Raw genomic sequence first — 12,845 nt, 5'->3', positions numbered from 1 at the left:
CTGGAGAGGGTGTTACGCTTTCCATGATGAGGCCAGCGGCCGGCCTTCGGCATATCCCGCTGCTGACTGGATTCCGACGATGGCCTGCTCACGAAACGCTTCAATCGTGTTCGCACCAGCGTAGGTGAAGGATGACCTCACACCCGACACAATACGGTCCACCTGATCTTCCACACCGGGGCGTTCAGGATCAACATACATGCGGGCGTGCGAGATTCCTTCTTCGAACATCGACCGACGTGCACGCTCAAACTCCTCAGTGTGCACATTGCGGCGCTCCACCGCACGATGCGACGCCATACCAAACGATTCTTTATAGGCTCGACCATCATCTTCTTTGATCAGGTCCCCCGGTGATTCGAGTGTGCCAGCGAACCACGAACCAATCATGACGTTGGACGCTCCCGCCGCAAGCGCCAGGGCCACATCACGCGGGTGACGAACCCCACCATCAGCCCACACGTGAACCCCCAGTTCACGAGCTTTATCAGCGCATTCCTTCACCGCAGAGAACTGCGGGCGCCCCACACCAGTCTGCATACGGGTCGTACACATCGCACCAGGGCCCACACCCACCTTGATAATGTCCGCACCCGCGGCTACAAGGTCCTCGACACCATCCGCCGTCACAATGTTTCCGGCAACAATCGGCACACCCAAATCCAGTGCCTTCACGGTGCGGAGAACGTCAATCATCTGCTGCTGGTGGCCGTGTGCAGTGTCCACCACAATCACATCCGCACCGGATGCGACCAATGCCGTCGCCCGGCCGGTGGCGTCGCCATTAATACCAATCGCCGCACCAACACGCAGCTTGTTGTCCTGATCGACAGCAGGCGTGTACAGCGTCGATCGTAATGCGGCCGTGCGCGTGAGGATCCCCTTCAACGAGCCATCCTTCCCCACAACCGGGGCAAGCTTCCGCGACGCCTCTGATAGCTGGGCGAACGCATCCTTCGGGGTGATGTCGTCGCGAAGAGTCACCAATGAGGTGCTCATCAGCCGCCCCACCTGGGCAAAATTATCGACGCCACGCAAATCTTTCTCCGTGACCACACCCACCGGTTTGTCGTCCTCAACGACGATGGCAGCGCCATGCGCACGCTTCGGCACAAGGTGACGCGTATACCCCACCGTATGATGTGGCTTCACCGTGATAGGAGTATCAAACACGAGGTGGGAAGCCTTCACGCTGGCAATCGTGCTGGCAACAATATCCGCCGGAACATCTTGCGGAATAATAGCCAGCCCGCCACGGCGGGCAATGGTTTCCGCCATGCGTCGCCCGGCTACAGCAGTCATATTGGCAACGACGAGGGGAATGGTTGTTCCGGTGCCGTCGTTGGTGCGCAAATCCACCGTCTGTCGAGACCGGACCGTGGAATGTGACGGCACCATGAAGACATCGTCGTAGGTGAGGTCGTACTGCGGGACCATACCATTTAAAAACTGCATAAAACCTATCGTACGGCTCCTGGCCAGACTGCAAGTAAAATACCGCTCGTACGCTTCCCCTCAGGGGAAGATCTTGGAAGAAAGAGTTCATCGTGGACAAGAACGATTCCCCCACTCCCGCGGACCCTGCACAACGTCAGACGAGTGTGCACGCGATGGCGGCCACGCGGCCGGCGCCAACCCGAGAGTTCACGCTCCGAACGATCATCCTCGGCGGGCTGATCACCCTCGTTTTCACCGCAGCCAACGTGTACCTAGGCCTCAAAGTCGGGCTCACCTTCGCTACATCAATTCCCGCCGCTGTTATTTCCATGGCGATTTTGCGGAATTTCACGGACCACACCATTGCAGAAAACAATATTGTTCAAACTATTGCTTCAGCTGCAGGAACACTATCCGCCATCATTTTCGTCCTCCCCGGTCTGGTCATGATCGGTTGGTGGTCAGGATTCCCCTATTGGCAGACAGCTGGATTGTGCGCGATTGGTGGAATTCTGGGCGTCATGTACTCGATTCCCCTCCGACGTGCCCTCGTCACCCACTCGGCCCTGCCCTACCCTGAAGGCGTCGCAGCAGCCGAAGTACTCAAGGTCGGAGAAAAGCCAGCACGCCATCGTGACGACGAGCACGAGAGGACGGCCAACGGCGGTACTGTGGCATCAGCGGCCGGAGGTGACCCCGCCACGTCGGGATCATCGAGCGTCGACGAAAACCGCATGGGGCTACGAATGATCATCCTCGGGGGGCTTGCGTCGAGTGGCTACTCGTTGCTCGCCGCTCTCAAAGTAGTGGCCTCGGAGGTATCAACAGCATTCCGCGTTGGGTCAGGTGGCACGATGCTTGGTGGTTCATTATCGCTAGCCCTCATTGGCGTTGGCCATTTGGTGGGGCTCTCCGTCGGATTCGCCATGATCGTCGGCCTTCTTATTTCCTACGGTGTCCTCCTTCCCCTCCGCACATCCGGCCACATTCCCATGGGGACTGGCGAATCAGGTCTCGAGGGAATCGTATCCAGCACGTTCTCCAGTGATGTCCGCTTTATTGGGGCCGGGACGATGGCCGTCGCGGCGCTGTGGACCCTCATCAAAATCACCGTCCCCATTGCCTCAGGAATTAAAGAGTCATTGGTCTCATCCAGGGCTCGTCATTTAGGACAAGAAGTTGATATCACCGAAAGAGATATCCCGTTCCCCGTTGTTCTCGGGGTCACTGTCCTGTCCATGGTTCCTATCGGTGTTCTTCTGTGGTTGTTCGTCAAAGACACATCAATTGCCCACCATACTGGCGGGTTGATCGCCATCAGTATTGTCTACACGCTGCTGGTTGGTCTTGTCGTTGCCAGTATTTGCGGCTATATGGCCGGGCTCATTGGTGCATCGAACTCCCCTATTTCTGGTGTTGGAATCATTGTCGTTATTTCGGCTGCGCTTCTTATCAAGGTGGCCATGGGGTCAGAATCATCGTCCCACTCCGATGTCCTCATTGCCTACACTCTGTTCACCTCCACCGTTGTTTTCGGCGTGGCAACGATTTCCAACGATAATCTGCAAGATTTGAAAACGGGACAACTTGTTGGCGCTACCCCCTGGAAACAACAACTAGCACTCATCGTGGGTGTCCTCTTTGGATCGGCGATCATACCGCCGGTGCTTCAACTGATGATGTCTGGATTCGGATTCGCCGGGGCACCTGGCGCTGGTGCTGATGCGCTGTCAGCACCACAAGCCGCGCTTTTATCGTCAGTGGTTAAAGGCATTTTTGGGAATTCTTTAGACTGGTCTCTCATTGGTCTGGGGGCGGTCATTGGTGTGGTTGTTGTCATCATCAATGAAATTGTGAGCACAACATCCCGCGGAAAATTTTCGCTCCCAGGGCTTGCGGTGGGTATGGGCATGTACCTGCCCAATACCCTGACTGTCATCATCCCGATCGGTGCGGTGATCGGGTATGTCTACAACCGGTGGGCGCGCAAGCAAGCACACGCTGAACTCGCCCATCGTCTAGGAATTCTCCTGGCTACGGGGTTAATTGTTGGTGAGTCCCTTTTCGGTGTGCTCAATGCGGGCATCATTGCCGCTGCTGGGAGTAACGATGTGTTGGCTATCGCACCGGGAGGGTGGGCGACTGGGGCAGCCGTCGTTGGTGTTGTGGTCTTTCTCGCTGGTATTGGGGGTTCTTATCGCTATGCCAGGCGGCTTGTGTCGGCCCCGGTGTCGGACACATAATGCCGACGAGGGGCTCCCCTCACTTGTGGGGCGTTCGTCGGTGGGAATTCTTTTATTCTGGTTGCGGAACCCCCAGAGATGCTTTAGTGTCCAAACTATCTTCTGAACAATGGTCATTCTGCAGTAGCTAACACAGCTGAGCTGATGGCGGCGGCGCGGGGTGACCTCGTAACGAGCTCCCCCCACACACACAGCTCCCTCGAAAGGACATAGGATGGACTTCCTCTTCCAGATCAACAACATAACCCAGGGTCCCATCAAGGATGTTCTTATCCACCTCACCAATATCCCCGCACCGTCACTTCCTGCACTCCCACCACCGGCGCCCGTCAACGTTGAGCTTCCCCAGCAGGTTGGCGACTTTGCCCCCCATTTTGAATTCACTGTTGGTGATATCAACCTTCCACTGTCCGGTAACGTCGGTGATATCAACCTTCCACTCTCTGGCGTTAACGTGAATCTGCCCTTGTCTGGTGCCGGATCGAAGTAGTGTTCACCGTGGTTTATCTCTGAGTGGATGCAGCAATCCCCCCGCACCGAGTGTGGGGGGATTGTCGTATTGTCACTGTGCAGGTGCACTTCTTTTACGCACTTTTAAAAAAAATAAAGCCCCAGGTGGAAACCGTGTTTTCACCTGGGGTCATCGTGCGCCCGGAGGGATTCGAACCCCCAACCTTCTGATCCGTAGTCAGATGCTCTATCCGTTGAGCTACGGGCGCAACAGGGAAATATATTACACAGCTCCCACCACACCCCCAAATTTATTCATCTAGCAGGAAAAACGGAAACTCTATCACCGCCGTAATGTTCTACCCATACACAAAAGCGCCTACCATACAGATAGACGTACGGTAGGCGCTTTTGTTATTGCGGAGGTGAAAGGATTCGAACCTTCGGACCCTTGCGGGTCAACTCCTTAGCAGGGAGCCCCATTCGGCCGCTCTGGCACACCTCCACGAACACAGCACGGTTTCACACACGGAATGGCAGAATACCGTCACCAAGTTCGCTAGAGATCCTACACGGCAGACTCTCACGAAACCAAACACTCACCGACACCGGGCAGGATGCGTTTCTTCACCATCATCATGGCGTGCAATGCCGGGACATCGGCCCTTCCGACCCTATCGCCAGCTCCCCCACATTACGATAGGAGAATGATTCGCCCTGATTTACACCACCTTCCCGCGTATACTCCCGGTGACAAAGTTGACGGTGCACTTGTTTTAGCGAGTAACGAAACATCTGAGCCCCCACTTCCCGCTGCGATAGAGGCAATAGAGGCTGCAGCGCCACGCATGAACCGTTACCCATACATGGCAACGTCGCCGTTACATCACGCCATTGCACGCCTCCATGGGGTGACCGTTGATGAGGTTGCCATCGGATGTGGATCCTCAGCACTTCTTCAGCAACTTATTCTCGCTACCTGCAAGGATGGCCAGTCCACACTCTTCGCATGGAGGTCGTTCGAGGCGTACCCGATCCTCAGTCGGATTGCCGGTGCTAACCCGATTCAGGTTCCGCTTGATACCCATCATCGACATGACCTGGAAGCGATGCTGGAGGCCATCACCGAGTCAACCTCACTCATTATCCTATGTAATCCCAATAACCCGACTGGGACGATCGTGCGTCACGATGAACTCGACAGTTTTCTCACCCGCGTCCCAGGCCACGTGACCGTCTGCATCGATGAGGCCTACCTGGATTACACCGACGACGATCTCACACCTGACTCCATAGGGTTGGTGCAGCGTCACCCGAATGCGTGTGTTGCTCGCACCTTCTCCAAGTGCTACGGCCTCGCGGGCGCACGGGTGGGGTATCTGGTGGGGTCATCGGACATTATTAGCGCAGTCAACCGCACACAGGTTCCGTTCTCTGTGAGCACTCTCGCCCACGATGCGGCTATCGCGTGCCTCAATGATCCAGAGAGCCTCACGGCCCGTGTGTCACGCACCGCCTCGCAGCGACGTCGGCTGCGTGATTTTCTTCTCACGGAATTCATCCCCTCATCGCGGTGGGCACTGAGGAGCGACGATATCCCCGAGTCTCACGCTAATTTCCAATGGCTTGCACTCGGGGAGAAATCCGACGATTTCACCGAAGCGCTCGCGAAAGAACATATTCTTGTGCGCTGCTTCAGTGGTGATGGCGTCCGCATTACCGTCACCACGGCGGAGGAAACTGACCAGCTTATCGACGCGCTCCGTACGATTGCCTAGCACGTTGCCACAAGCCCGGCGCAGTGTATCGGGTCAGGGCAACGGCGACGGGGCGTCACGGTCATCTCTCACAGTGATATCCTGCCCGGCTTTCACGAGGCCGATCGCAACGACCGGCGGGGCGTGCGTTAGGACTAAGCAACAGGGGCGTTACTACGCTGCGTGCGCGTTGACTACAGTCTCACTGTCGCCGCGGAATGCCTTCGAGTACGGGCAGAATGCGTGTGCCTTCTCCGCGAGATCCCGCGCTTGATCCTCAGAGACACCGAAGATCGTCACATCCACGGAGGCCTGAATCCTAAACCCACCGTCGTTCTTGTCCTTGATTAAGGAACACGCGACGGCAACTTCCGGGCTTTTTTCCAGCTCAATACCGCTCTTTTTGACAATCAATTGAAGTGCGCTGTTGAAGCACGCAGCCCAGCCAGCAGCAACCAGCTGTTCCGGGTTCGTCCCCTCACCAGAACCACCCAGTTCCTTTGGGGGACGAACATCCAGGTCAATATGCCCATCATTACTCGCCACGTGGCCGTCACGTCCACCACCGGTTGCGGTCACTTGTGCGGTATATAAAGCATCAGACATACAAACTCCTTACGTCATCTATCACGACAAGTCATTATCTACCGTACGCGGAAAATCCGACGCTCATGTCATGGCCTACTTCGATGCGGTGAAACGCTTTTCCACCTCAGCTCCCAACCACTCATCAACGTGGGTCCAATAGGTGAACGCCTGTCGAGCTACCTGATCCGATACACCTGCCATTGCTCCAACGATGTTGTTGGCTAGCCGGTCACGGGCGGCATCATCCATGACATTGCGGACGAGGTCGCCAGCTTGGGAGAAGTCGTCATCATCGGGGTGGCGGACATAGGCACCACGGGTGAGGTCGCCGCCGTAGTTCTCATCCCACAGGCCCATATCGTCAGCAACACCCACCCCGGATTCCTGACCCCGGCCGAAACCGTACTTCGATTCACCAGGGGCGATGTCAGTGTGCACAGCGCCTGTACCTTCAGCCTCGGTACCGTCAACATCCATGTAGCCGCCGCCACGCTCGAAGCGGTTGGGTGAATAGGTCGGCTCGGTCGCCGGTGGGAAGGTGTATACAGCGGCACCGTCTTTGGCATAGCTGTTCACGGGGCACACTGGGCGGTTCACGGGAATCTGATCCGCGTTGACGCCAAGGCGGTACCGCTTCGCATCGGCATACGCGAAAGCACGCGAGAGCAGCATTTTGTCTGGAGATAATCCAACTCCGGGAACCAGGTTCGAGGGTTCAAACGAGGCAGACTCAATCTGCGCGAAGAAGTTCTCCGGGTTCCGGTTCAAGGTGAAGTGCCCGACGGGGATCAGTGGGTAGTCTTTCTGGCTCCACGTCTTCGTGAGGTCAAACGGGTTGACCTTATATCCGGCTGCGTCCTCTAATGGCATGATCTGAACTTTCAGATCCCACGTGGGATAGTCGCCACGCTCGATCGCCGCATAGAGATCTTCCCGGTGACTGTCGGTGTCTTCGCCGACCAGCTGTGCAGCTTCGTCGTCGGTGAGGAAGTCCCAGCCCTGGCGCGTCTTGAAGTGATACTTCACCCAAAAACGTTCACCGTTCGCACTGATCCACTGGTAGGTGTGGGAGCCGAAACCATCCATGTTGCGGAATGTTTTCGGGATACCGCGGTCGCCCATCAGGTAGGTCACTTGGTGGGCACTCTCCGGGGAGCGCGTCCAGAAATCCCATCGCATATCAGCATTGATCGTGGCACGTGCCGCAAGTCGCTTCTGGGAGCGAATGAAGTCGGGGAATTTTATTCCATCACGTATGAAGAAGATCGGGGTGTTGTTGCCAACAATGTCGTAGTTTCCCTGGTCGGTATAGAACTTCAGAGCGAAACCGCGGACGTCACGCCAGGCGTCGGGGCTGCCTTTCTCTCCTGCCACCGTGGAGAAACGTGCAAGCATGGGGGTGACTCGTCCCTTCTGAAACAGATCCGCCTTGGTGTATGCGGAGACGTCTTCGGTGATTGTTAGCTCGCCGAATGCGCCTGAGCCTTTCGCGTGTACGACGCGTTCGGGAATGCGTTCCCGGTTGAAGTGCGCCAGTTTTTCCACCAATGAAACGTCATGTAAAGCAATGGGCCCCTCGCGGCCCACGGTCACACTGTGTTCTTCTGACGGGTTTGGGGTTCCGTTGACCCGGGTGGAGATGTTCCGGCCGTGGTTGGTGGGGGTGCCGTGGCCGGTCACGGGGCATACACCGCGTTGTGCGATGTCATCTGAGGTCAAACTCTGATCGTGTGAATGATGGTTAGACATGACTCCTCCTTCGTTGAATGGTGAAACCACATCGTGAGTATCAGGGGTGGGTGGCTCACCAGCAGTGTGTCACACACCCGACACTACCCTATTAAAGTTCCGTTCGTCTAGAGGTTTCTAACATTAATTAAGAGGTGATCCATAGCTTTTCTATGAACCCCGAGAGCGGCACCACCCCAAAGACTTGGTATGGTAAATACCGTGACAGCACACGACAAGGACGACGCACTCGTCACAGCCCTTGCCCTCCGCGCTGGCCAAGGAGACAGGGCAGCACTCACCGAATTCATCCGACGCACCCAAAAAGACGTCTGGCGTCTCCTTGCCCACCTCGCCGACACCGACCGCGCCGACGACCTCACCCAAGAAACCTACCTGCGCATCATGTCCGCACTCCCCACATTCGCCGGCCGCTCCAGCGCACGCACATGGCTACTATCCGTCGCCCGACGAGTATGGGTCGACAGCGTCCGCCACGACATGGCACGACCACGCTCCACCGGCACAGAATGGGAAACAGTTGCCGACCAACACACTGCCACCAACACCGCAGCAAACAACTCCTGGTCAGACTGGGTCGACGTCCAACTCCTCATGGAAAACCTGGACCCTGACCGCCGCGAAGCACTCATCCTGACACAAGTCCTCGGATACACCTACGACGAAGCAGCAGCAATCGTCGACGTACGCGTAGGAACAATCCGGTCACGAGTAGCCCGCGCACGCGCAGACCTCATCGCCGCCTCCACCCACCGGGCAGGACACCCCCAACACCACCTCAACACAGGCCCCGCACGCGCACACGGATAAGCACGCCCCCCGACAAACACGCCAAACGCCAGCTACACCAGCAACTCAGCAATCTGCACCGTATTGAGCGCAGCACCCTTACGTAGATTGTCCCCCGCCACCACAAGCACCAAACCGCGCCCACCATCAACCGTCTGATCCTGACGGATACGCCCCACAAGGCAATCATCAGCCCCGGCAGCCTCCAACGGCGTCGGCACATCGACAACATCCACACCAGGCGCCTTATCCAACAACTCACGGGCACGCTCAGGCGTAATGGGACGACCAAACTCCGCATGCACTACCATCATATGACCAGTAAAAACCGGTATACGCACGCACGTACCAGCGACTTTCAAATCCGGAATGTTCAAAATCTTCCGAGACTCATGACGCAACTTCTGCTCTTCATCAGTCTCATCCGAACCATCATCAACATAGTTCCCAGCGAACGGAAGAGCATTAAACGCAATCGGCGCCACATACGGACCATAACCAAGACCCTCGCTATCAATGACACGCTGCACGCCCGAACCATCATGAGCCAAATCCACATCGACGCACTGTTCCACCGCATCAGTCTGCTCTTTCAACGCCCGCACACCAGCAACACCAGAGCCCGACACCGCCTGATACGACGCAACATGAAGAACCTGCAAATCAGCCTCATCATGAAGGATCTTAAGCACAGGCATCGCAGCCATCGTCGTACAATTCGGGTTCGCGATAATCCCCTTAACAGCCTTATCCTTATCGCCCGGATTCACCTCCGAAACGATCAAAGGAACCTCCGGATCCTGACGCCACGCACTGGAATTATCCACCACCGTGGCACCAGCCGCCGCAAACCGCGGGGCTTGTTCCCTCGACAACGCACCACCAGCAGAGAAAATCGCGATATCAATACCCCGTAGATCCTCATCCGAGGTCGCAGCAACATCCTCCACCACAACATCATCACCACGGAACGGCAATGTCCTGCCCGCACTCCGCGACGATGCGAAAAAACGAACCCTATCACAAGGGAAATGACGCTCCTCCACAATGGACCGCATCACACGGCCCACCTGCCCAGTAGCTCCAACAATAGCAACGGTGGTCATCAGGTGACTCCTCCCACACACAGTACGGAGCCAAGCCCAGCACACACCTAAGCCTGGCAGTGAAACTCCAGACTAGCGCCCCGTACCGGCGTAAACAACGGCCTCATCATCACCACCAAGAGCAAAGCGATCATGCAACGCGCGCGTCGCTTTCTCCACATCCGTATCTCGAATCAGCACCGAAATACGAATCTCCGACGTCGAAATAAGCTCAATATTCACACCCACATCACGAAGTGCCTCACAAAAATCGGCCGTGACACCAGGATGAGACTTCATCCCCGCCCCCACCAACGACACTTTGCCAACGTGATCATCAAACAACACACGCGGACGAGCATTCGCCGCAGACTCCGACGCACCCGAGCCCGGCCGCATCGACGCCACCGCTGCCTCCGCTGGAGTATCCGACACAGGCACCGTTGGGCTCTCCAGCTTCGGCCCCTCACACAACTTCTTCAACATTTCGACAGCACGTGAAGCATCCGCACGTGGACAGGTAAACGTAATATCTGTCTTGTTATCAGCAAGAGACGACACATTCTGCAGCACCATGTCGATATTGATCTCCGCATCACCCACGGCGCGGAAAATACGTGCCGCCTCCCCGGGCGTATCTGGAATACCCAACACAGTAATTTTCGCTTCTGACGTATCGGTGGCAACACCGGTAAGTACTGCTTCTTCCACAGGAATATCCTCCATTGAACCGGTCACTAACGTGCCTGGATTAGTGCTATACGACGACCGAACCCGCAGCGGAACATTGAACGCACGCGCGTATTCCACACTGCGCAAAACCAGAATCTTGGAACCAACAGCCGCAAGCTCCAACATTTCGTCGAAACTGATCGTGTCCAACTTCCGAGCATTATGCACAATCCGCGGATCAGCGGTATACACACCATCAACGTCGGAATAAATCTCACACTCATCAGCATCCAATGCTGCCGCAAGAGCAACCGCCGTCGTATCGGAACCGCCACGCCCCAGGGTAGTAACATCCTTCGTTTCCCGATTCACACCCTGAAAACCAGCAACGAGGCAGATCTTGCCTTCATCCAACGCTTCCTGAACACGACCAGGAGTAACATCAACAATGCGAGCATTACCGTGACGCTCCGTGGTCAACACGCCCGCCTGGGAACCCGTAAACGACTGCGCATGAGCCCCCAACGACTCAATAGCCATTGCCACCAGAGCATTAGAAATACGTTCCCCTGCCGTAAGGAGCATATCCATCTCCCGCGCCGGCGGCACCGGGTTCACCTGGGCCGCAAGATCGAGGAACTCGTCCGTCGTATCCCCCATTGCGGAACACACAACAACAACATCATGTCCCTTTTTCTTCGTTTCGACGATGCGCTCGGCAACTCGACGAATGCGCTCAGCATTCTCAAGAGACGACCCACCATACTTCTGGACGATTAGAGCCACTGGGTTCTGCCTTTCCTCATCCGCTCCGACGACATGACGGACACCACCGTGAAGGGAAGCCACGATAAAAAAATAATGAGCCCCATCCGGACGATACTCGGCCCACCACGAGGGCCGAACCAAGTAGAATCGACACCGGATTTCACAACAACAACCGACACGACACGTGTGTTCTTGAGGATACCTTAAACACTAAGCAACTAAATTGATGATCAATGCATAATAACGCCCTTGCCGTCCTTTTCGCCCTTGCCTCCGCACTGACAATCGCGTGGGGCACCGTCGTACGCCATCGAATCGCGGAAGAAGTACCCAACGACGACAACGGCGGTGCACCCATCCTCACCGTCATCACCAAACCACTATGGTGGGCGGGAACATTCTGCGCATTGGGGGGATATGGCCTTCAAGTCGTCGCGTTAGCATTCGGCACGCTCCTCGTCGTGCAACCAATCCTGGTCCTCTCCCTCATGTTCACACTCCCACTGTCCGCCCGATACGACGGACGCCGAGTGTCCTTAACAGAGATGACCTGGGCCGGGCTCCTCACTGCCGCCGTCGCGATCCTCGTGATCTTGGGCCGCCCACTCCCGGGGAGAACACAGCCCCCCTTAATGACGTGGATCCTCGCCATCGCCATCGGCATCGCCGTACTCACCGCCATTGACCGATTCGCCTACAGGCAAATCCGACGTGAACAAGCATTGCTTCTCGGTGTTGTGACAGGCGCCGTCTTCGGTTACGTCGCCGTCCTGTCCAAAGCTGCCATCGACGTTTTCGTTGAGGGAGGCATCCTCAGCGGGCTCCTAGCCTGGCAAACATACGCCCTCATCATCGGCGCAACAATCGGAACAGCCGTCCAGCAATCATCATTCAATGCTGGCGCACTCAAAAACTCACTGCCCGCCATGACCATCACAGAGCCCATCGTCGCATTCACCCTGGGTTATGTCGTGCTGGGCGAACACTTCCAGGTTCACGGTATCGGGTGGATCGTCATGGCCATTGCACTCGTCGTCATGATCGTGTCCACCACCGTGCTCTCCCGCAAAGGCGTTGATTAACCACGGCGATTCGCCATACATTCCCGAGGATCACCCAACGCAAGGGGGCCATCGGAAATGATACATACAGTTTCCTCAACCGCACGTGCGCACAGCATCACCATGCTACGGTATCCCTATGGCTTCCCACTATGAAGCATCTACCAGCGCGGTTCGTCTTCTTATCTGCCGCGGCGGGGCCCGGATGTAGCCGATCGGCTCCCCGTCGCGGAGTGTGTTGTGCCG

Annotated in this window: 10 protein-coding genes and 2 tRNA genes; 5 read left to right on the top strand and 7 right to left on the bottom strand. The window is 56.6% G+C overall.

Annotated features, from left to right (window positions below):
- Nucleotides 1-12: 12 nt before the first annotated feature.
- Nucleotides 13-1,455 carry a GuaB1 family IMP dehydrogenase-related protein gene (locus tag V5S80_RS08785; RefSeq protein WP_395170393.1) on the bottom strand — a complete coding sequence of 481 codons (1,443 nt, stop codon included), beginning with the start codon at nucleotides 1,453-1,455 and terminating at the stop codon, nucleotides 13-15.
- Between the two features lie 155 nt (nucleotides 1,456-1,610).
- Here V5S80_RS08785 and V5S80_RS08780 point away from each other — a divergent pair, with 155 nt between their 5' ends.
- Together V5S80_RS08780 and V5S80_RS08775 are read left to right on the top strand one after the other, a co-directional pair.
- Nucleotides 1,611-3,680 carry an OPT family oligopeptide transporter gene (locus V5S80_RS08780; RefSeq protein WP_395170432.1) on the top strand — a complete coding sequence of 690 codons (2,070 nt, stop codon included), beginning with the start codon at nucleotides 1,611-1,613 and terminating at the stop codon, nucleotides 3,678-3,680.
- Nucleotides 3,681-3,894: 214 nt separating this feature from the next.
- Complete coding sequence (locus V5S80_RS08775) at nucleotides 3,895-4,170, top strand: hypothetical protein (RefSeq protein WP_395170392.1); 276 nt, start codon at nucleotides 3,895-3,897, stop codon at nucleotides 4,168-4,170.
- 156 nt (nucleotides 4,171-4,326) lie between these two features.
- On the opposite strand, the gene V5S80_RS08770 is transcribed toward V5S80_RS08775, so the two are convergent.
- Nucleotides 4,327-4,399: transfer RNA gene (locus tag V5S80_RS08770), tRNA-Arg, on the bottom strand.
- Between the two features lie 151 nt (nucleotides 4,400-4,550).
- Nucleotides 4,551-4,635: transfer RNA gene (locus V5S80_RS08765), tRNA-Ser, on the bottom strand.
- Between the two features lie 202 nt (nucleotides 4,636-4,837).
- Between V5S80_RS08765 and V5S80_RS08760 the strand changes: the two genes are divergently transcribed.
- On the top strand, nucleotides 4,838-5,908 hold the full coding sequence (locus V5S80_RS08760; protein ID WP_395170391.1) for a histidinol-phosphate transaminase: 1,071 nt from the start codon (nucleotides 4,838-4,840) through the stop codon (nucleotides 5,906-5,908).
- 153 nt (nucleotides 5,909-6,061) lie between these two features.
- On the opposite strand, the gene V5S80_RS08755 is transcribed toward V5S80_RS08760, so the two are convergent.
- Together V5S80_RS08755 and V5S80_RS08750 are read right to left on the bottom strand one after the other, a co-directional pair.
- Nucleotides 6,062-6,493, bottom strand: coding sequence for an organic hydroperoxide resistance protein (locus tag V5S80_RS08755; protein WP_395170390.1), 432 nt, complete (start codon nucleotides 6,491-6,493; stop codon nucleotides 6,062-6,064).
- A 75-nt stretch (nucleotides 6,494-6,568) separates the two neighbouring features.
- Nucleotides 6,569-8,224: a catalase gene (locus V5S80_RS08750; RefSeq protein ID WP_395170389.1), complete on the bottom strand. Its 1,656-nt coding sequence runs from the start codon at nucleotides 8,222-8,224 to the stop codon at nucleotides 6,569-6,571.
- A 201-nt stretch (nucleotides 8,225-8,425) separates the two neighbouring features.
- On the opposite strand from V5S80_RS08750, the gene V5S80_RS08745 reads away from it, so the two are divergent.
- Entirely contained in the window at nucleotides 8,426-9,034 is a 609-nt protein-coding gene (locus tag V5S80_RS08745; protein WP_395170388.1) for an RNA polymerase sigma factor, read from the top strand.
- 32 nt (nucleotides 9,035-9,066) lie between these two features.
- Here V5S80_RS08745 and V5S80_RS08740 read toward each other — a convergent pair whose 3' ends face one another.
- Complete coding sequence (locus V5S80_RS08740) at nucleotides 9,067-10,119, bottom strand: aspartate-semialdehyde dehydrogenase (RefSeq protein ID WP_395170387.1); 1,053 nt, start codon at nucleotides 10,117-10,119, stop codon at nucleotides 9,067-9,069.
- A gap of 72 nt (nucleotides 10,120-10,191) precedes the next feature.
- Nucleotides 10,192-11,556 carry an aspartate kinase gene (locus tag V5S80_RS08735; protein WP_395170431.1) on the bottom strand — a complete coding sequence of 455 codons (1,365 nt, stop codon included), beginning with the start codon at nucleotides 11,554-11,556 and terminating at the stop codon, nucleotides 10,192-10,194.
- A 215-nt stretch (nucleotides 11,557-11,771) separates the two neighbouring features.
- On the opposite strand from V5S80_RS08735, the gene V5S80_RS08730 reads away from it, so the two are divergent.
- Nucleotides 11,772-12,620, top strand: a complete 849-nt coding sequence (locus V5S80_RS08730; protein WP_395170386.1) for a DMT family transporter — start codon at nucleotides 11,772-11,774, stop codon at nucleotides 12,618-12,620.
- Nucleotides 12,621-12,845: the final 225 nt, after the last annotated feature.

Origin of the sequence: Corynebacterium sp. PCR 32 (genome assembly GCF_037464985.1) — a bacterium.
GTDB classification, from domain to species: Bacteria; Actinomycetota; Actinomycetes; order Mycobacteriales; family Mycobacteriaceae; genus Corynebacterium; species Corynebacterium kroppenstedtii_D.
The sequence above is the reverse complement of the archived record's forward strand: the minus strand, read 5'-3'. Positions and strand labels throughout refer to the sequence as shown.